Below are 19615 nucleotides of genomic sequence, written 5' to 3'. Positions count from 1 at the left end.
CCCTCCACGCCTCGGGCTCAGCTACCCTCGGGCCCGATGAAGCTCCTCCGGTACGGCCGCTCCGTCGGAACGATCTTCGATCTCCTGGGCACCCGGGAAGACGACATGACCTACGCGCTGGGCCTGGTCGCGTCGAGGTCGGCGGCCTTCGCGCGGCAGCTCGCGGAGGCCGTCGGGGGAACACCGGGATCGGAAGGCGGGGTCGTCCATCTCCAGCGCATCGAGGAAGACGGCCGTACGGACGTCGAGATGCGCTGGCCAGGCGCGTTCCATTGCATCATCGAGGCCAAGCGAGGCGTGAAGCTCCCGAGCGTGAAGCAGCTCCGGAAGTACGCCTCGAAGCTGCACGACGCCAGAGAGACGAAGATCCTCGTCGCGGTCACCAACGCGACGCAGGCCTACGCCGAGCGTGCGCTCCCGCCCGAGCTGGACGGCGTCCCCGTCCGGCACCTGACGTGGCGCAGCATCCGGGAACTCGCCCGCCGCGCGCGCCCGGATGAAAACAACCGGAACAAGCATCTGCTGGATGAATTCAAGGCCTACCTCACGGAGATCTTGGGCATGGAGAACGTCCGCTCGAACATGGTGTACGTCGTCTCGCTCGGGGCTGGTGGCGCCTGGGGGCTCGACTTCAAGGAGGTCGCGACGAAGCGGCGCCGTTACTTCTACCCGACCCAGGGACACTGGCCCGCAACGCCACCAAACTACATCGCGTTCCGCTACGACGCTCGGCTCCAGACCATCCACCACGTCGACGACTACCAGGTCTTCGCGAACCCGCGAGACGTCTTCCCCGACGCGAGAGACCACGCGATCGAGCCGCACTACCTCTTGACGCTCGGCCCTGCGATCCGCCCTCCGACCGAGGTGAGCACGGGAGACAAGATCCGGCAGGCCATGCGTGTCTGGGCGATGATCGATCTGCTCCTGACGTGCTCCACGATCACCGAGGCGCGCGACGAGACGAAGAAGCGCCTGGGCAGGAGCGCCAAGGACCTCGAGCAAGAGGAGGCAGGCTGATGCCTGTCGCGCCCGAGCGCTAACCTCCTCGCGCGCCGAGTGGGGTGGCCGCGAGGCCCACACAGTTCCCCTCGGTGAGGCCCGCCTCCCGTCGCAGCGCCACCGCCGCGCCCCGCAGCCGTGAGACCGGCACCAGCGCGCTGGTCGACCCCCGCAACTCCCGGAAGTAGTGCCGCCGGAAGTACAGCGTCGGCCCATCGGTCGCCACCGACAGCTCCTCGGCCGCGGGCGGCACCTCGGCAGGCTGCGAGCTCTCCACCACCGCCCGGTCCTCCAGCAGGATCTTGCGGTTCGCGTAGTCCAGCAGCGTCGCCAGCGGCCCCCAGCGCAGGAAGGTCCGCGCCGTGAGCAGGAGCATCCGCGTGCACCGCTCCGACAGCGGGATGCAGTAGATGTGGACGCGCATCGACGTCGGCTTGACGTGCAGCTCCATCCCGTTCGGGCGCCGCCACATCAAGCTCACGCCCGTCGGGTCTCCATCGACCGCGCCGTGGAACGTCGCGCCCCAGTCGGAGGGCGCGATCTCGATGTGCATCTCGGCGTGGCTGTGCAGCCGCCGCCGCATGTCGCGCCCGATGGTGCGGCGGTGGATGAAGGGCACGTGCGGGAAGTCGAGCATGTTCTCCATCGCCCGCGTCCAGTGCGTGTCCCAGTCCTCGTGGTAGCTGGTCACGCCCCAGCGCGGGTCCACCAGCGCAGACGGCAGCACCGGCTCGGTCCCGGCCGCGTCTTGCCCGGTGAACACCCAGACGAGCCCCCCGACCTCGCGCGCCGGGACCGCCAGCGCCGCGTACCGCGCGAGCTTCTCGTCCCCCACCGGATTGAACGGGATGTGCGCGCACGCGCCGTCCGCGCGGAAGGACCAGCCATGGAACGGGCACTGCAGGTGCCCCCCCTCGGAAATCTCGCCGAGCGACAGCGCGACGCCCCGGTGCGGGCAGCGATCGAGGAGCGCACCGATCTGCCCCTCGGCGTCGCGAAAGAGCACCAGCGACTCCCCGGCGAGCTTCGCCGCGACCGGCGCGTTCCGGACCTCCCGCGCAGGCAGGATCGGTGTCCACACGTTCGCGAACCCCTCGAACATGACGCCTCCGTTCCGTGTACAAATGGTCTAAACAACACTCCGGGGACGGTCAAGCGAGCGCCTGGAAGAGCGCAAAAGATGCGTGTTCAAGCAGACGACCCTGGTGTACGAACGGTCTACACTACGGACGCACGAGGACGACGCGATGGGGCGGCCAGCGGGATCACGCAACCCGGACTTCGAGGCGACGAGGGCGTCGTTGCTCCGTGGCCTCCTCGCGCGGGTGACCGAACCCGACGGGGCCCGCGCGAGCTTGCGTGAGCTGGCAGCCGCCGCGGGCGTGAGCGCGTCGACGCTCCGGCACTACTTCGGCTCGCGCGAAGGTGTGCTCGCCGCGGTGTTCGCGCACTGGCACGAGGGCGGGCGTCCGTACCTGCTCTCCGTCGCCACCGAGCCGCTCGCCCCCGTGCGCGCGTCCCTCGACGGGCTCTTGCGCCGCCTGGGCGAGGCGTTCGACCAGCACGGTGTGGGCGAGGTGTTCGCGGTGGGGCTCGCCGTGGGGCTGCGGCAAGAGACGCTCGGCCCAGCCTACCTGCAAGAGGTGCTCGATCCGCTGCTGGAGGCCGTCGAGGCGCGGCTCGCGCGGCACGTGGCGCGGGGCGAACTCAGAGCGGGCGAGGTGCGGCACATGGCGCTGTCGCTCATGTCACCGCCGCTCCTGGCACTGCTGCATCAAGGTGCACTCGGCGGCGTGGCGTGCCGGCCGCTGTCGTACACGCGCTTCTGCGACGATCACATCGCGGCGTTCCTGCGCGCGCACGGCACGGGGCACGAGGCGCCGGCCGAGCCAGGGGCGCGCGCTCCTCAGTCGATGGCAGAGCGCGCCCGTCGTGCTCTCGGCTGACTTCGTGACCAGCTCCACAGGCCCAGCGTTTTGCCGCGCCTCATCCTCCTGCCGTGTCCTAAGGTGGACCCGCGTCATGGTGATTTTCCTTCTGGGAATGGTCGTGATCCTCGGGACCGTCGGGTTCCTCGTCGTCCGCTTCGGGATGCGGCCTTCGGCGGCGGAAGGGCCCGCGGCGGTGCTCGGTCCGATCGGGAGGCGTGCCCGTGCGACCTTCGCCCGCGTGGATCCACCCGTGATCCTCGGACGCTACGGCCATGGCCCGTCGTACAACCGTGTGCCCGTGTCCTTGCAGCTCGCCGACGCGAACCAGGTCATCGAGACGCACCTGACCTGTCTCTCGACCCACCTGCACTTGCTGCAACCCGGGGCGCCGTGCGAGCTGCTGATCGATCCCGCCGATCCCACCCGGCTGATGGTCACCGGCGTGCAGAATGCGTTCGGCGTCGTGGTGCCGGCCGAGATCGGCTCGTCGCACTTTCGCTGGTGAGCGCGACGGGGCCCTGACGCTACGGGTCCTTTTTCTTCTTGGGCTTCTTCTTCTTCTGCCACTTCTTCGGCGGGGGTAGCCGCGGGCCCTTCGAGGGGAGGTCCTTGAGCCAGGGGGCGCGGGTGTCGACGGGCAGCACCTCTTCGGCTTGCAGCTTCATCGAGCCGGGGAGCACGACGTCGAAGCTGGAGCTGACCACGCGCTGCTGGACGGCGCCGATGTTGGCCACGTCGCCCCGGACGCGGAGGCCGATGGGGATGCAGAAGCTGCCGTCGCCGAGCTGGATGCGCGTGGGCTTCTCGCTCGACCCGAGCTGCTCCAGGTTCCGCACCATCTCGAGGACCACGTCCTCGGCGCAGACCGGCTCGACGTCGGCCTTGGTCTTGGTGCCGGCGGGGTAGACGACCTTCGATTCGACCTTCACCACCACGGTGACGCCGTCGCGTCCGGCCTCGCCGACCTGGAGGGTGCGCGAGGCGAGCGCCTGCGCTGCGTTCCTGGCGGCGCGCTCCCACTCGATCGCGTCGCCGGCGGTGGCGCTGAGGACACGCACGCCCTGCACGCTGCCGTCGGCACCGAGCTTCACCTCGAACTTGGCGCGGGCGTCGAGGGGCGCGGTGGAGCTGCGCACGGCGTCGGCGAGGGAGGTGGCGACGACGCCGGCCGCGGGCATCTGCAAGCCGAGGGATTTGTCGCGGGTCTGGATGCTGGAGGTGAGCACCTTGCCCGCGATGGTCGGGTCGACCGGCGCGGCCGCTGGAGCCGAGGTGGGCGCGGCGGTCGCTTCGGGTCGAGGCGCGAGGACGCCCGGCAAGGTCCACACGGGCGCGCCACCGAGGCCTGGGGCCAGCGCCACCTCGGGTGGTGGAGCGCCGCCGTACTCGTCGGGACTGCCTGGCGAAGGGGCGGCAGGTGAAGACGGCTCGGGCGGCGCGGAGGGCGTCTCCGAGGGGGGTGTGCCTGGAAGCTGCGCGATGGCAGGAGGCTCGACCGGGACCGCGGCGGGAGGCGCGATGGGCGGCGCAACGGGCGACGGGGCCTCGGGCGGCGCGGGTGGCGGATCGAGGGGGTCCGACGGCAGCTGGGGAGCGGGAGGCTCGACCGCGGGAGGTGGGGTCGGGGTGGGCTCCGTGGGCGCGGGTGGCGACGGGACGACCGCCGCGGGGCGAGCCTCGGAAGCGCCGTTGCGCGCGAGCGGGTCGTCGGAAGGAGGGGCCTCGGCAGGCGCCCGAGGGGCTCCGGGGGGCTCCGGCGTGCTCGCTTCCGTGGGCATATCCCCGCCGCCGGGCGCAGGGCGCACGTCTTCCAGTTCCAACCAGGTGGTCACCGCATCGTCGGCGTCGGCCTGGGCCAGGGGCCGCTCGGCCCAGGGGAGCAGCCCGGTCCCCAGGAGCCCCACGTGCAGCGCCACCGCGACGAGGACGGCGACGGCCTCCGCGGAGCGGCTGGAGCGTGGCGCGGGGTCCCGCATGCAGCTCTCGAAGGTAGGGCCAGGGTGCCCGCCGCGCCAGGACCGACTGGACGAGAAAGGCCGGTGGCCGGTGCTACGTTTCTGGCATGTCGTTCGAGCGTGTGTTCTCCGGGGCCCCCTGGGAGGCGAAGGTCAGTTACTGCCGAGCCGTTCGAGCCGGGCACCACGTCTACGTCTCGGGGTCGGCGCCGATCACGAACGAGGGCACGGTGTACGCGCCAGGAGACGCGGAAGCTCAGGCGGCGCGGTGCCTGGAGATCATCGAGGAGGCGCTGCGCAAGCTGGGGCTCGACCGGCGCGCCATCGTGCGCACGCGGATGTTCGTGACCGACATCGACCGCTGGGAGGCATTCGGACGCGCGCACGGCGCCTTCTTCGCAGCGTGTCCCCCGGCGACCTCGATGGTGCAGGTCTCACGCCTCATCGACCCGGCGATGCTGATCGAGATCGAGGCCGACGCCGTCGCCCTGCCGGAGCAGGCGCCATGATCGACGTCGGCCTCGACGAGAGCGATCCCCTCGGCGTCATCGACCAGGCCTTCCATGACGCCTACGCGGCTCATCGCGCCGAGGCGCTTTCGCGCATGAGTCCCATCGTCGCGCAGATCGACGACAGCTTGATCCTGCGGCACCGCGGAGAGCGCTTCGAAGGCCTCGCCCGCACCCGCCGCTACCACGAGCTGAAGGCGATGAGCCACCTGCCGCTCGCCGTGTACCTCACCCTCTGGGGGCTACCCTCGCCCTTCGACGAGGCGGCCCGCGCGCGCCTCACCGTGCTCGGCGAGCGTCTCGCGCTGGCCGAGGCGAGCCTGCCACGGCGACGCTTCACCGTCGACGAGCTTCCCCGCCAGCGGCGCCTCTTCGCGTCGGCGCACGCGTTGCTCCAGCGAGCGCTCACCGAAGGCCACGTCACGCGGGAGACGCTGATCGCGTACGTGCGCGCGCAGTCGCCGGACATCATCCACAACGCCGAGGGGTCGGCGCGCGATCAGATCGAGACCATGCACGCCACGCTGGAAGGCTGGCGGAAGACGATGCCTCCCGAGGAATGGAACCGGCTTCAGGCCGTGGTCACGGTGTCGCACATGGCTCGCCCAGGCAACGCCGCCTTCCAGTACTTCTCGGTGACGCTGGGAGGGCACTGGGAGGGGCGCTTCGACCAGGAGGAGCTGCACCCGGACGCCCGGGTGGTGGCCTCCGAAGGCACGCTGGACGAGCGCGCCGCCTTCGATCTCCTCGCGACGCGCGCGCTGGATGGGCGGATGGCGCAGCACTTCTTCCGCGAGCATGGTCGGCTGCACCGGGATGTGCTCAGCGACGCGACGGAGCGCATCCTCGCCGAAATGTTCCAGAAGACGCCCGCGCCGCCGCGAGCGCGCGTGGAGAGCCAGACACCGGCATCCGAAGGCGATCCGACCTCCGGAGGAGACGCGCCAGCGACCCCGCCCCCCAGGACCGCTTGAGCAACTACCCAGGACCGCTTGAGCAACTACCCAGGACCGCTTGAGCAACTACCCAGGACTGCTTGGGCAACTACCCAGGACTGCTTGAGCAACTACCCAGGACCGCTTGAGCAACTACCCAGGACCGCTTGAGCAACTACCCAGGACTGCTTGAGCAACTACCCAGGACTGCTTGAGCAACTACCCAGGACCGCTTGAGCAACTACCCAGGACCGCTTGAGCAACTACCCAGGACCGCTTGAGCAACTACCCAGGACCGCTTGGGCAACTACCCAGGACCGTCGCAGAACTACCCAGGACCGTCGCAAAACGGACCTCGACCCGGCCCGTCGACAGCCGTTCTGCCGGCAACCATTCGAAATTTCTCTCGAACCGATCCCCGCGTGTCGCTGGCGCGATGGTCAGGAGACGTAGGCGAAGCACGCACCTCTCCCTCTATGATGCAATGTCACGTATCGCCCGGTGTTACAGACTGAAATAGACTGAAATAGGCTGTTATGGCGAACCGCTCGGGGCGTGCCTATTCCAGGGCTGCGCGGTCGATTTCCGGCCGACGTAGTTTCCGGAGGAATGTCTCATGGCTGATCCCAATGCCCCGGTTCCCGAGCCTGCCGCCTACCCGACCCGGGTCGACGAGCTGCTGGCGCTTCTTTCCGACGTGCCGACCGACGAGGAGAGGGCGTTCTTCGATGGCCTCATCGAGGAGCACACCGCCCGCGACGCAGGTGCCGAGGTCGAGTCCGCGGCCTTACTGGACGACTGCCTGGATGCATGCCGCACGGCGCTGCCGCTCATTCTGGCCGGGCGCATCCAGGGTTACGGTGCGCTGCGGCTGCGCTACCACCTCGAGACGGCGCGCGCGCTGGCCGTCGAGGTCGCCGCGCTCGATGCTGTCGTGATCGATGCTGCCGGCGCCGGCGCTTCGAGGTCGGCGCGGCTCCGTGACTCACGGGAGCTCCGGCGGGCCGGACTGCGCGCCTTCAGGAACCTGTCCGGGCGGTCGCCGGAGCAGCTCGCGCGGGTGAAGAAGCTGGCCGAGGAGGCCGAGCGGCCCGACACCCGCGCGCGAACGCTGGAGACGCTCGCACGGGAGCTGGAGACGATGATGGGCACGATGCCAGCTCGGGTGCTCGCCGACGCAGGCGCCACGCCGGAACTGCTCGCGGCGCTCCGGGCGCACGCCAAGCAGGTGCTGGCCGCACGCGAGCACGCCGCGAGCGCGCGAGGGACCGTGCGCTCGCAGTACGATCACATGCAGGTCCTGGACGGGCGTGTGCTGCACGAGCTGCGCGCCCTGGTGGGTGCTCTCCGCGATGCACGGAAGTCGGATCCGAAGGTGCCGGTGCTGAGAGTGCAGTCCCTCCGCCTCCCGAGGCGTCGGCCTGCACGGCGTCCCAAGGACACGGCTCCGAGCCGGCCGCTCGACCCGACGACGCCGACGACGCCGACGACGCCGACGACGCCGACGTCCCCCTGTGCACCGACCTCGCCCGTCACCACCTCCCCGACCACCACGCAGGACATGAGCGCCGCGTCCCTGGCGCCCGCCGCCAGCTGATCGGCCCCCCGTCAGCGAGCGCGACGCTTCACCCACCTCTCTGCGCTCGCTGACGCATCCCTCTCGTCCCCATACCCGTCCCCGTCCCCATCCCCGTCCTCGTCCTCTCGTCCCCTGTTCGTCATCCACGCCCGGGCGCCCGTCTCCTCCGCGCAGGAGCGTCGCGGCCGTCGCTCGCGCCGCTCGCGGCGGACCTCGGTGGACGGGGGGGACGCGCACGACGAACAGGCCTGTCAATCGGTGCGCTGGCTCGCGATTCATGGCGGTTTCCCCGTTCGGGACGCGCTGCATGGTGCGAACGATTTGCGTGGGTCCGAGCGAGCGCTGGCGGGGGCTCGGTCATCGGAGTCCACGGTAGGCTATCGCGGCTGCGCCGACCCTCCAGAGGTCTGCTCGGGCGCGAATGGTCCGGTCCATTCCCCCGGGGGGGCAGGGCTGCTCCGGGGCCCGAAGCACGATGACCGGGCAGCCCGTGTCGGAGGAGACGCATGCTCGCCAGTAAGGTCGCGGCGTATGAGCCGCTGCGGTATGTGGCGCCCGATGGCGCCGGATGGGTTCATGCCCTGTTCGGTGACGTGCCAGGGCACCAGCTCGACTTCATCTGTACGCCAGATCCTCGCGGGGAGCTCACCCGGCCGCATGTGACGCGGCTCGCGCGGCTGATGAAGTCGCTGGAGCCACGGCCAGGCTCCAGGTTCGCGTTCGCCATCGGCAACCTCTCTCGCGACGACATGGTGCGCGAGCCGGGTCGCGGGGCGGTCGGGTTGATCTTCGGGACGCGCGTGAGCGGCATGATCGATGCCGCTGGCGCCGAGGAGCCGGCGTTCGCGCACGCGATCGCAACGGTGGACCGGCAGTTCAGCCAGAGTGCGCTGGAGGGCGCAGCGCTCTCGCTGTTCAGCCACGTGGCAGGCTATGCGGCCGGGGAGCCGCGGAGCGACGTGGGCGGGTCGGGGGCGGTGTCGGCCTGGGAGCGGTCGCGTGGGGCGCGGCCGTTCTACCGGGCGTACGCGCGGTGCATGACGCACGCGCCGTTGCAGGGGCCGCCGCTCGTGCGGCGCTACCTGGAGAGCTTCGCCGACATCCCCGCGCCGTCGTGCGGGCCGCCAGGGCCTGCGCTGATGGCGAACCCGGAGAAGACGACGGGGCGGCTGATCATCGTCCACGACGAGGACGAGCCGTTCGGGAAGCTGGCGCAGGTGGCGACGCGGCTCGCGGCGCTGCTCATCCGGTCGAGCGTGCGCTGGACGGCGATCGTGTGCGACGGGACGGTGGAGAGCTCGGGGGATTTCATCATCGAGCTGACGCCGAAGGCGCCGCCGTGCATGGCGCACGAGGACAGGATCCTGCAGCTCTCGGAGCTGCCGAGCGACGACGATGCGCTGGCCCGGGAAGTCCTGGGCGTGTTCCCGCGGGCGCAGGTGGACGGGCCGCCGACGCTGCGGAGGCCGAGGTCGGCGGACGAGGAGCCGACGCGGCCGTGCTCGCGGGCGGAGCTGCTCGAGGCGCTGGCGAAGGCGACGACGATGCAGAAGCGGCCGACGACGGTGGTGTCGCAAGAGCCGCCCGACTCGGCCAAGGGTCGGCCGACGCGGCCCGACTTCGGGCTCAGCAAACGGTCGCCGCCGTCCGAGGTCGAGGTGGTGCTCGATCTGGACAACTGGCCCGATGCAGTCCCGGCGACGATGAAGGCGCCGACCGGCGCGGTGGTCACGCCGGTCGTGGTGAGGACGTCGTCGGTGGTGGTGAAGAGTTCGCCACCGCCACCCATGGCCGCCACGGCGAAGCGGAACATGCCCGTGGCCGCGGCAGGCGCGGCAGGCGCGGCAGGTGCGGCAGGCGCGGCAGGTGCGGCAGGTGCGGCAGCGAGCGACGCGCAGGCTCCTTCGTCGAAGACGCCGGTGCCGTCCTCGAAGACGCCGGTGCCGTCCTCGAAGACGCCGGTGACGCGGGACTCGAACCTGCCCGAGCGGGACGTGCGGCGTCTGGCCTCGGCCGCGCGGTCGCCCATCAGCGCGCCCGATACGCCGATGGGTCCGCTGACGCCGCTGTACGGGCCGGCGACGCCGCCGCCGGACACGCGCCCGCTCGACGCCAGCGCGCTCCTGCACGAGGACGCGGAAGCGCCAGAGACGCCGATGCCGCACACGCCCGTCGTGGACTCGCTGGCGTCGATGGCCGAGGCGCTCCCTCCGCGGAGGAATCCCGAGGTCTCGGTGCAGGTGGTGGACCGCTCGGTCGACGAGGACATCGGGTCGCGCTCGCCCGAGACGGGGCGCGCCGACAGGGCGTCCGAAGACGGGGCCACGTCGGACGACGTGCCGTTCATCCCGTCGGCGGGGACGAGTGCGACGTTCCGCGTGAGTGCGCTGCCTCCGCTGGGCGCGCCCTGCACGGGGACGCCCATCCCGGGTCAGCCAGCCTCGCTCGGCGACGGGGCGCGCTCGATGGTGTTCATGGTCCCGCAAGAGCGCGCTCAGAAGAGCGGGCGCGGATGGGGCAAGTGGGCGAGCATGATCGCGCTCGGGGCCTTGCTGGCAGGCCTGCTGGTCGGCGTGATCTCGCGTGGCGAGGCGCTGGTGGGCAAGGCGCCGGATCCGTCGAACGCGAGCGCGCCCGGTGGGTCGGAGAAGCTCCTCTCGGGCGCGCAGGAGGCGGCAGCCCAGGATCTCGCGCCCATGAAAGCGGCGCCGCCCGCGCCCGAGGTCCCCGCCGCGGAGGCGCCCGCTCCCGAGCAGGCCCTCCACGAGGTGCTTGCGCCCCCAGCGCCGACCGTGCCCGGCTCGACGTCGATGGGCTCCACGGCGCCCGCGCAAGCGCCGCAAGGAGCGCAGGGCCTGCCCACACGAGCGCCGTCGACTCCGGGCGCGACGGCGCAGGCGATACAGGGCGCGTCGACGCAAGAGTCGTCAGACCAGGAGCCGTCGGCACAGGACGCCTCGGCCCGCGCGCGCCTCCAGCAAGGCACGACGACGCCAGGGGGACCTGCACAGGATCTCCCCGCGCAGGGAGCGGCTGGCCAGGGCGCCCCGCCACGCGCAGGAGGCTCGCAAGGCACCTCCACGCCAGGGACGTCGGCACAGAGCGCACCGCAGGACGGCTGAGCGCTGGCGCTGGAGCGGGCGGGATCGCTCGCTCCGCGCAGGACTTCGTTCGGACTCCCACTCCATTCTCGAAAGGATGCGTCGCTCGCCGGCCCAAGAGGCGGCGCGCGCGCAGGCAGGCAGGAGCGTCACCGACCACGTCGAGGCGGTCGCTCCACGCTGCCCACGAGCGCGGGCATCACCGCACCGCGCGTCGGAAGAACCGGCACACGGCCCCGCGCTCACGCACCAGGGCGCGTCGAGGGAGCCTGTGTGACACCCAGGTTCTGGTCACGCAGGCTCCGGGAGGGGCGCTCAGGGCACGGGAGCGCAACGGAACGGGCTGTTCGGCTCTCCCAGCGCGGTGCAGTGGCCGCTCAGGCACTGCCCGTCGGAGATGCACCCCGTCCCGTCGACCAGCTTGCACTCGCCGGCGTCGTTACAGGCAGACGCCTCGGAGCACATGGGGTCGTGCTCGCCGAAGGCGAGGGGCTGGCATTGATCGAAATCCGCGGGGTCGCAGCGCAGGCAGAGGCCGTCGCAGGCCAGGCCGCAGCAGACGCCGGCGACGCAGTGTCCGCTGGCGCAGGCCGCGTCGTCGTCGCAGGAGCCACCGAGGGCGAGTTTGCAGTGGCCGGCGCCATCGCAACGTTTGTCTTCGCCACACGAGACGCCAGCGGGCAAGGGCTCGAGGGGCTCGGCTGGGCGGGCGATGCCGGACTGGCAGGTCATCACGAGGCAGCCGCCGACACCGGCAGGGGTGCCGTCGATCGCGGGGTCGTGGTGACACTGGTGGGCGTCGTCGCAGGTGTCGTCGGTGCACGGGTTGCCGTCGTCGCAGCTCGAGGAGCAGAGGCCCTGGGGCCGCTGCCCAGGGAGCTCGCTCGTGGGCTGCTGGGCGGATCCTCCGGAGGGGTTCGAGGGCGTGCCGAAGTCGGGCCCGGCCTCGCCGCCGGGTCGGCCGGACTTGCCGACGCACCGGCCTTGATCGTCACACGTGCCCTGGTTGTCGAGCACGCACCCTTGCAGCACCGTGCTGGAGATCTGGAGTGCCGCGCCGGCCAGCATGGCCAGCCAGGCTTGCTTCCATCCATCGTGTCTCATGGTCGTCTTCCCCCCTGGGCCACGTCCGGTGGCCGTCGAAGCGTTCGTCTACGGCTCCGCTTCTGCACCGAGGTGCAGCGGAGGCGCGGGTGTGTCCGTTGCAGCAGCGCCGCCCGCGGCGTGGTCCACGACGAGGTGCGCTGCGCGGGAGGCGCGGAGAGGGCCTCTCACCTCCGCGGAAGGCTCAGCGTCGGCCCGGTGGCTGCTTGCTGCAGCGGGCACGCTGGAGGAATTGCGGGTTCACGCAGCGCGAGGGCGTGGCGCCGCGCGGCATCGGTGCGGCACCGGCGCGGCTGCTCTTCGAGGCGATGGGTGCCGCGTTGAAGGCCGAGGCGCTGGGTCCTCTGGAGGCGCGCGGCGTGGCGGGCGCGTCGGAGGCGCCGGCCTGCGTGGTGGCATCGGCCTGCGCGGTCGCGGGCTCGGATGCGGGGGGGTCATCCGACATCGAGGGCTCGAGGGCCTCGGTGGAGGCGCGGGCCTCGGCCTGATCAGGGGCTGGAGGTGGAGGGGCGGGCTCGGTGAGCGCGTCGCTCTCGGGTTCGTTCGAGGGGCCCGGTGGGATGGCGACGAGGGTGGTCGCGGCGAGGGCGGCGGGCACGCGCAGCGGGCGCGAGGGGCGCGCGGGGGTGGCGCCGAGCGTGGGCACGGGGCATCGCTCGGCGAGGGCCGGCAGCTCGGGGCCGGTGGCCTCGGCGTCGCCGTCGGCGTCGGCGTCGAGGGTAGCTTCGGCCTGGGTTCCCAGCGGGAACGCGGAGATCAGCGCCGAGACGGCGCCAGCGGCGAGCAAGGTGGCGATGGTGGAGATGAAGAGCGCGCCGCGCCAGTGGGTGGTGAGCCCAGGCAAGCGGGCGGTGAGGCTTCGGCGGCTGTCGGGGACCGACATGGAGCCGATGCTGGTCCGGCTGTTCTGCGTCGCGCGGTCGCTCAACGAGCTCGGTATCGCGGAGATGCGCGAGAGATCGGGGAGGTGCGAGGTGCGCTCCGCGCGGGTGGGCAGCTCGGCCTCGGCCGAGGAGGCTGCGACGCCGCGGGGGCCGGTGTGAACGAGCGGGTCGGCATCGCTCCCGAAGGTCGAGGCGTTGCGCTGGGGGTCGGGTTCGGCCGGGGGCGGCACTTCCCAGGCGACGCGGCGCTGCGCTCCCGGCAGGGAGGAGTACGACTGGCGCAGCGGAGGCGGGGGCTCTGGCAGGCCGGGCGGTTCGTGCTCGGGCCAGGAAAGGGGGGGCGCGTCGGAAAATTCGGCAGCGTTGAGCCGCCAGGGCGCGGGATCGGCGAAGCCGATGCGGGTGCGGACGCGATCTTGATCGGGCAAGAGGGTCTCGCGCGGTCGGTCGGAGGCGGGTGGCTGCGCGGCGGGCCATCCGGGAGAGGTGGAGCGCGCGAACGTCGTGTTCCAGACGGGCGTGTGCTGGCGGTGGAGCTCCGGGCAGGGCTCGGCCTCGGAGCGCCTCGGCGCCGTGGTCCCGAGCGGGAGGCTCCAGGGGTCGACGTCGCCAACGAGGCGATCGAGGCCCCGGACGATGTGCTCGGCGGGGCCGAGGCGCAGCTCGCGCTGGCGCCGCATGCAGCCCGCGACGAGGTCGACGAACTCCGGGTCGACGTGGCGGACGTAGCGGCTGACGCGCGGGACCTGGCCCTGGAGGATCTGGAGGACGATCTCGCTGAAGTTGCCCTGGAACGGGCGCTCGCCGGTGAGCATCTCGAAGAGCACGACGCCCAGCGACCAGATGTCGGCGCGGAGGTCGACGTCGACGGCGGCGCGGACCTGCTCGGGGCTCATGTAGGGCAGTGAGCCCACGGCGTCGCCTGGCGCGGTGCAGACCGGCGTCCTCCCCGGCGCTGGCTTGCTGACGCCGAAATCGAGGACCTTCACCACGGGGGTGCCGCCGTCGTGCTCGCGGTGGAGGAAGATGTTCGCGGGCTTGAGATCGCGGTGGACGATCCCGAGGGCGTGGACGGCGGTGAGGGCCGCGGCGATCTCGCGGCCGATGTGGGCGGCGAGTTCGGGTTCGAGACGGCGACGGCGCGTGAGGAGATCGGCGAGGGTCTCTCCCTGGAGGAGCTGGAGGACCAGGACGGGATCGCCCTCGGCGGTGTGCACCGCGTCGTAGATGTCGACGATGTTGGGGTGGCGGAGGGCTCCACACGCGTGGGCTTCGCGTTCGACCCGGCGACGCAGAGCATCGACCGGGGCGACGATGAGCTTGAGCGCGACCTCTCGCCCGGTCGCCTCGTTGATCGCCGCCCAGACGACGCCCATGGCGCCCGTGCCGAGGTGGCGAAGGAGCCGGTACTTGTCGGCGATGACCATACCGGCGGTGAGCGGAGGTCGGGGTGTGGAAGGCGGCGTCATTGCAGCGATAGAGGGTGTGCCTGGTTGGCGCGGCAGTCCGTCTCGGCTCGCCGCACGCTCAGACCTGCGGGTTGAAGGTTCGAGTTGCCTGCAGGATCACGCCGGAGACCGGCAATGCGGAGCGCGGGTCCCTCCCTGTCGCGATCACTCCACACACGGGCGGAATGGCGCTGGAGATCGCGATTGGAAAGGAGCCCATGGATCAAGCTGGAGATTAATCAGCCGACCGGGCCTCGACAAGGCAATGGATTCGATTTCGATTTCAATGATGTTCAGGCCGTTTTACGCACGGTTTTCCGTGCGCCCAGCCTGCGCGCGATATGCCCATCGCCGGGCTATGCGAGGGTACGCGGGTCCGCATTCCCCCCACAAATCACCACGCCCACCCGCTCGCCCTCCCGCGGGCGGTATGCGCCGGACAGGAGCGCGGAGAAGGCCGCGGCGCCGCTCGGCTCGGTGGCGATCCGGAGTTCGTCCCACAGCACACGGCGCGCGGCGAGGATGGCCTCGTCGTCGACCAGGACGGCCCGCTCGATGTGGCGCCGCGCGACGGCGAACGCGATCTCGCCCACCCGGGAGGCGCCGAGGGCGTCCACCGCGACGCCAGCGACGGGGACCGTGGTGGGCCGCCCCGCCTGGAGGGCGGCGTGGAGCGTGGGCGCGGCCTCGGGTTCGACGCTGACGACGCGGACCTCGCTGGCGGTCCAGGACGCGACGCCCGCGATGAGCCCGCCGCCACCGACGGCGACGAGGAGGGTCTCGACCTCGGGCGCTTGCGCCTGGAATTCGCGTCCCAGGGTCCCCTGCCCCGCCACGACCTCGGGCTGGTCGAAGGCGTGGACCTCGAGCGCGCCCGTCTCGCGCGCGCGGGCCTGGCTTGCGAGGAGGGCGTCCGCGTACCGCTCACCGACCTGGGTGACCCGCGCGCCGTAGCGGCGGAGTCGCTCGACCTTCACGGACGCCGCGGTGCGCGGGACGAAGATCTCCGAGACGTGGCCGAGGCGCTGGGCGGCATACGCCACGGCGACTCCGTGGTTGCCACCCGACGCGGCGATGACGCCCGCCGGAGGGACGTCCGCCGAGAGCATGCGGTTGAAGGCGCCCCTCACCTTGAAGGATCCGGTGTGCTGGAGGGACTCGAGCTTGAGGACCAGCGCAGCTTGGATGCCGAACGCGCCGGTCTCCATGCGGATGATCGGGGTCGTTCGGACGTGCGCATCGATACGTTGCGCGGCCGCGGTGATGTCGTCGCGCGTGACGAGGGGAGGTTCGTTCATGGGGATGCCTGTCGGTCCGCTCGGTCCGCCGATCGCGAAGGAGGACCCAGCGCGGGCGGATGGGAGCACGTCCGTCTTCGAGGGAGCAAGGCGTCGAAGGTGGGGCGACGTGTCGAATCGCCTGCGCGCGCCGCCGTCTTTGGCATACGCTGCGCCGATGGTCGCGCTGCTCGACGCGTCCCTCGCTTTCCCCGCCGTGATCTACTCGGGGGTGCTGGCGCTGGCGCTGATCTACTGGTTCTTCGTGGTGCTCGGTGCGCTGGACATCGACGCGCTCGGCGCCGCCGACGGAGGCGCCGATGCGGCGCTGGACGGCGCCATCAAGGGCACGCTGGACGGCGCCCTCAAAGGCACGCTGGACGGCACCATCAAGGGCACGCTCGAAGGGGCGACCAAAGGGACGATCGAGGGCGCTGCCAAGGGGGTGCTGGGAGGCCACTCGGGCGAGGGCGTGGGAGAGGCCGGGCACGTCGGCGGCGGAGGGCTCGCCGGGGTGGTGGGCTCGCTCCACCTGAACCGCGTCCCCGCGACGGTGGTGCTGACGCTGATCGCGACGTTCGGGTGGCTGCTCGCGGTGCTCTCGCAGCTGCACGTGAGCCCGCTGTGGGAAGGCATCGGGCTGCCGGGCTGGCTGTTCAAGGGGATCTTGCTGCTGGTGTCGTTCGTCATCGCGCTGCCGCTCACGTCGCTGGTGGTGCGCCCGCTCGGCTCGCTGTTCGTGACGCAGGCGGCGCAGTCGGTGATGGACCTCGTGGGGAAGACGGTGATCATCTCCACGGGCCGCGTCGACGAGCGCTTCGGGCAAGGGGTTCTCCACGACGGCGGCGCAGGGCTGATCCTCAACGTGCGCTGCGATTCGCCGGGCGTGCTGCGCCAGGGCGACAAGGCCGTGCTCGTGAGCTACCACCCGGAGCGCGAGGTCTTCTTCGTCGAGCCCATGGAAGACCTGCTGGTCGAGCGGCGCATTCAACGCCTGGAGGTCGACCCCGTGGCGCCGGCAGGCGCGGATGCGGCGAGAGAGGCCCTCGGAGAGGCCGCCGAACTGGAGGGCGTGGAAGCGCTGGACTCCAAGGAAGCACGGCGAGGAGCTGGCTGACGCTCCCGTCCGCGCGCGCCGCGCTCGTTCATCTCCGGACGCAGCGCTCGTTCATCTCCGAGCGCAGCGCTCGTTCATCAGGCCAGCAGGCCGAGCCCACGCACCGAAGCGACGAGGGGATCCCATCGTCACGCTGCAATGCGCGAACACGCCCCGGAGAACGCGCCGCGCCCGGGAGAGCGCGCCGCGCACGTGAGCCAGGACGCGAGGAGGGTGCGCTTCTCCGCAGCGTGATGCGCTTCTGAGGGCGCACATGCCTCAGCGAATTCGCCGACTTGGGACAGCCGAACCGGACGCTGAGGCGTCTTGCCTCGCCTCGTCGCGGAATGCCGCGGGGGAGGCGTCACATCACCCGACGCCGAAAAAACAGGCAGACGAGCAGCATGGCGTGGCTCGTTCCTTCTTCGGTCCATCGAGGCTTCGTGTAGTCTCGCCCCCGTCGCTAGCAAGAGGAGTGCGTCGTGCCCCAGAGCCTGGAGCAGTACCTTCCGTTCGTGGTCGTCATCTGCCTGATCGCGCTCGCGGTCTTTGGCACCCTGCTCATCGTCGCCAAGTTCTACCGGCAGGTGGAACAAGGCCGCGCGCTGATCATCAACACGATGAAGACCGAGCCCATCGTCACCTTCACCGGGAAGGTGGTCTACCCGATCATCAACAAGGCCGAGATCATGGACATCTCGGTCAAGACGGTGGAGATCGACCGCCGCGGCAAGGAAGGGCTGATCTGCAAGGACAACATCCGCGCGGACATCAAGGTCACGTTCTTCGTGCGGGTGAACAAGACCCAGGAGGACGTGCTCAAGGTGGCCCAGGCCATCGGGTGCGCACGCGCGTCCGACCACAAGACGCTGGAGGACCTGTTCACGGCGAAGTTCTCCGAGGCGCTGAAGACGGTCGGTAAGCGGCTGAACTTCGAGGATCTCTACAAGGAGCGCCAGCAGTTCAAGGACGACATCATCGACGTCATCGGCAAGGACCTGAACGGGTTCGTGCTCGACGACGCGGCGATCGACTACCTGGAGCAGACGCCGCTCGAGGCCCTCGACAAAGACAACATCATGGATGCCGAGGGCATCAAGAAGATCACCGATCTGACGGTGATCCAGAACATCCTCACCAACGAGCTGCGGCAGAAGGAGAGGATGGAGATCGGGAGCCAGAACCTGCACGCCGACGAGGCCGTGTTCCAGTTCGAGCACCGGCGCGCCGAGGCCGAAGCGAAGGCGAAGAAGGAGATCTCCATCGCGCAGAGCCGCGAGGAGAACGAGGCGGCCCGCGTCGCGAGCGAGGAGGAGAAGAAGACCCTGCTCGTGAAGGAGAAGAACGAGGAGGAGGCCCGGGTCGCGCGGGAGGCCAAGGAGCGCGGGATCGCCATCGCGGAGCGCGCCAAGGTGCGCGAGATCCAGGTGGAGACGGAGCGCGTGGAGCGCGCGAAGCAGCTCGAGGTCGTGGCGCGTGAGCGCGACGTGTCGCTGCAGCAGATCGCTCGCGAGAAGGAGCTGGAGCAGCAGCGCAAGGAGATCGCCGATGTGATCCGTGGGCGAATCTCGGTGGACAAGACGGTCGCGGAGGAAGAGGAGCGGATCAAGGACGTCCGCGCCGTCGCCGAGGCGAACCGCCTGAAGGACGTGACGCGGATCAACGCCGAGGCCGAGGCGCAAGAGCAGCTCGTGAAGCAGCTCAAGTCGGCCGAGGCGAGCGAGGAAGCCGCGAAGTTCCGGGCCCGCGAGAAGGTGATCACCGCGGACGCGGAGCTGGAAGCGAGCGACAAGGCGACGCGGGCGAAGATCCGGATCGCCGAGGGTGTGCAGGCCGAGGCCGCCGCCGAGGGGCTGGCGAAGGTGCGCATCCGCGAGGCCGACGCGGCGGCGCTGGAGAAGACGGGGCTCGCCGAGGCCCGGGTGACGCTGGAGAAGCTGCAGGCCGCCGCCAGCGGCGAAGAGAAGCAGGGGATGGTGCGGGTGAAGGTCCGGGAGGCCGACGCCGCCGCCATCGAGCGCCAGGGACTCGCCGAGGCCAACGTGGCGCGCGAGAAGCTGCTCGCCGAGGCCACCGGCGTGGAGAAGCGCGGGCTGGCGGAGGCCAATGTGGCGCGCGAGAAGCTGCTCGCCGAGGCCACCGGCATCGAACAGCGCGGGCTGGCCGCGGCAAAGGCGCGCGAGGCCGAAGCGGTCGCAACGGAGAAGATGGGCCTCGCCGAGGCGACGTCGAAGGAGAAGATGGGTCTTGCCGAGGCGACCGCCGTGAAGGAGCGGTTGCTGGCAGAAGCCTCCGGTACGGCCGAGAAGGCGGCGGCGATGAAGGCCCTCGATGGGCTGGGCCGCGAGCACGAGGAGTTCCGCCTCCGGCTGGAAAAGGAGAAGCTCATCGAGCTGGAGCAGATCCGGACCCGGGTCGAGGTGGCGCGGGCGCAGTCGGAGATCATCCGGTCGGCCTTCTCCTCGGCGAAGATCAACATCGTCGGCGGCGATGGGGCCTTCTTCGATCGCTTCATGAAGGCGGTGACGCTGGGACAGACGGTCGACGGCGTGATCGATCAGAGCGCGACGGTGAAGACGCTGTTCGAGGACGTGGTGAACCGGCCCGGCAGCGCGCCGGCGCCGAGCCTCTCCGACCTGCTCGGGCGCCTCGTGGGCGGGGCGAGCGATCCGGAGAGCCGCAAGCAGATCCAGGCGCTGGCGGACAAGGCGCGCGAGCTGGGAATCGACGATCTGGGCAAGCCCCCGCAGGCGTGATCGGTTCGGTTCGTGGCGGGCTCCCGTCGGGGAGGCGT

General features: G+C 70.9%; 14 protein-coding genes. 9 read left to right on the top strand and 5 right to left on the bottom strand.

From position 1 onward, the window contains the following. Positions 1 to 36 precede the first annotated feature (36 nt). Positions 37 to 1020: a hypothetical protein gene (locus CMC5_RS15680; RefSeq protein WP_050431191.1), complete on the top strand. Its 984-nt coding sequence runs from the start codon at positions 37 to 39 to the stop codon at positions 1018 to 1020. 19 nt (positions 1021 to 1039) lie between these two features. On the opposite strand, the gene CMC5_RS15675 is transcribed toward CMC5_RS15680, so the two are convergent. Beyond that, entirely contained in the window at positions 1040 to 2104 is a 1065-nt protein-coding gene (locus CMC5_RS15675; protein ID WP_050431190.1) for an aromatic ring-hydroxylating oxygenase subunit alpha, read from the bottom strand. 82 nt (positions 2105 to 2186) lie between these two features. Here CMC5_RS15675 and CMC5_RS15670 point away from each other — a divergent pair, with 82 nt between their 5' ends. Together CMC5_RS15670 and CMC5_RS15665 are read left to right on the top strand one after the other, a co-directional pair. Continuing rightward, a complete protein-coding gene (locus CMC5_RS15670; RefSeq protein WP_050431189.1) occupies positions 2187 to 2948 on the top strand; it encodes a TetR/AcrR family transcriptional regulator in 762 nt (253 codons plus the stop codon). 76 nt (positions 2949 to 3024) lie between these two features. Beyond that, positions 3025 to 3438, top strand: coding sequence for a hypothetical protein (locus tag CMC5_RS15665; RefSeq protein WP_050431188.1), 414 nt, complete (start codon positions 3025 to 3027; stop codon positions 3436 to 3438). A 19-nt stretch (positions 3439 to 3457) separates the two neighbouring features. Here CMC5_RS15665 and CMC5_RS15660 read toward each other — a convergent pair whose 3' ends face one another. Beyond that, entirely contained in the window at positions 3458 to 4909 is a 1452-nt protein-coding gene (locus tag CMC5_RS15660) for a hypothetical protein (protein ID WP_050431187.1), read from the bottom strand. An 86-nt stretch (positions 4910 to 4995) separates the two neighbouring features. On the opposite strand from CMC5_RS15660, the gene CMC5_RS15655 reads away from it, so the two are divergent. The 4 genes from CMC5_RS15655 (at position 4996) to CMC5_RS15640 (ending at position 11033) form a co-directional block, all read left to right on the top strand. Further along, a complete protein-coding gene (locus tag CMC5_RS15655; RefSeq protein ID WP_050431186.1) occupies positions 4996 to 5397 on the top strand; it encodes a RidA family protein in 402 nt (133 codons plus the stop codon). After that, entirely contained in the window at positions 5394 to 6371 is a 978-nt protein-coding gene (locus tag CMC5_RS15650; protein WP_063796285.1) for a hypothetical protein, read from the top strand. Before CMC5_RS15655 ends, CMC5_RS15650 begins: the two co-directional genes overlap by 4 nt. Before the next feature lie 577 nt (positions 6372 to 6948). Continuing rightward, positions 6949 to 7929, top strand: coding sequence for a hypothetical protein (locus tag CMC5_RS15645; RefSeq protein WP_050431185.1), 981 nt, complete (start codon positions 6949 to 6951; stop codon positions 7927 to 7929). A 488-nt stretch (positions 7930 to 8417) separates the two neighbouring features. Continuing rightward, a complete protein-coding gene (locus tag CMC5_RS15640; RefSeq protein WP_050431184.1) occupies positions 8418 to 11033 on the top strand; it encodes a hypothetical protein in 2616 nt (871 codons plus the stop codon). A 294-nt stretch (positions 11034 to 11327) separates the two neighbouring features. On the opposite strand, the gene CMC5_RS15635 is transcribed toward CMC5_RS15640, so the two are convergent. From CMC5_RS15635 to CMC5_RS15625, 3 genes are all read right to left on the bottom strand, one after another. Further along, the gene (locus CMC5_RS15635; protein ID WP_156338617.1) at positions 11328 to 12116 is read right to left on the bottom strand and encodes a hypothetical protein; all 789 of its coding nucleotides are present in this window, start codon (positions 12114 to 12116) and stop codon (positions 11328 to 11330) included. Positions 12117 to 12300: 184 nt separating this feature from the next. Next, positions 12301 to 14469 carry a serine/threonine-protein kinase gene (locus tag CMC5_RS15630; protein ID WP_082362515.1) on the bottom strand — a complete coding sequence of 723 codons (2169 nt, stop codon included), beginning with the start codon at positions 14467 to 14469 and terminating at the stop codon, positions 12301 to 12303. A 335-nt stretch (positions 14470 to 14804) separates the two neighbouring features. After that, a complete protein-coding gene (locus CMC5_RS15625) occupies positions 14805 to 15746 on the bottom strand; it encodes a threonine/serine dehydratase (protein ID WP_050431181.1) in 942 nt (313 codons plus the stop codon). Between the two features lie 109 nt (positions 15747 to 15855). On the opposite strand from CMC5_RS15625, the gene CMC5_RS15620 reads away from it, so the two are divergent. Next, positions 15856 to 16842 carry a glycine zipper family protein gene (locus tag CMC5_RS15620; protein WP_245678456.1) on the top strand — a complete coding sequence of 329 codons (987 nt, stop codon included), beginning with the start codon at positions 15856 to 15858 and terminating at the stop codon, positions 16840 to 16842. A 494-nt stretch (positions 16843 to 17336) separates the two neighbouring features. Beyond that, a complete protein-coding gene (locus tag CMC5_RS15615) occupies positions 17337 to 19577 on the top strand; it encodes a flotillin family protein (protein WP_425394836.1) in 2241 nt (746 codons plus the stop codon). Positions 19578 to 19615 lie beyond the last annotated feature (38 nt).

It is taken from the genome of Chondromyces crocatus (assembly GCF_001189295.1).
GTDB classification, from domain to species: domain Bacteria; phylum Myxococcota_A; class Polyangia; order Polyangiales; family Polyangiaceae; genus Chondromyces; species Chondromyces crocatus.
This window is presented reverse-complemented; position numbering and strand designations above follow the sequence as displayed.

Coding starts and splice junctions, on each gene's coding strand:
- CMC5_RS15680 (WP_050431191.1), top strand. CDS start 37: ATGAAGCTCCTCCGGTACGGCCGCTCCGTCGGAACGATCTTCGATCTC.
- CMC5_RS15675 (WP_050431190.1), bottom strand. CDS start 2,104: ATGTTCGAGGGGTTCGCGAACGTGTGGACACCGATCCTGCCTGCGCGG.
- CMC5_RS15640 (WP_050431184.1), top strand. CDS start 8,418: ATGCTCGCCAGTAAGGTCGCGGCGTATGAGCCGCTGCGGTATGTGGCG.
- CMC5_RS15660 (WP_050431187.1), bottom strand. CDS start 4,909: ATGCGGGACCCCGCGCCACGCTCCAGCCGCTCCGCGGAGGCCGTCGCC.
- CMC5_RS15625 (WP_050431181.1), bottom strand. CDS start 15,746: ATGAACGAACCTCCCCTCGTCACGCGCGACGACATCACCGCGGCCGCG.
- CMC5_RS15630 (WP_082362515.1), bottom strand. CDS start 14,469: ATGACGCCGCCTTCCACACCCCGACCTCCGCTCACCGCCGGTATGGTC.
- CMC5_RS15665 (WP_050431188.1), top strand. CDS start 3,025: ATGGTGATTTTCCTTCTGGGAATGGTCGTGATCCTCGGGACCGTCGGG.
- CMC5_RS15645 (WP_050431185.1), top strand. CDS start 6,949: ATGGCTGATCCCAATGCCCCGGTTCCCGAGCCTGCCGCCTACCCGACC.
- CMC5_RS15650 (WP_063796285.1), top strand. CDS start 5,394: ATGATCGACGTCGGCCTCGACGAGAGCGATCCCCTCGGCGTCATCGAC.
- CMC5_RS15655 (WP_050431186.1), top strand. CDS start 4,996: ATGTCGTTCGAGCGTGTGTTCTCCGGGGCCCCCTGGGAGGCGAAGGTC.
- CMC5_RS15635 (WP_156338617.1), bottom strand. CDS start 12,116: ATGAGACACGATGGATGGAAGCAAGCCTGGCTGGCCATGCTGGCCGGC.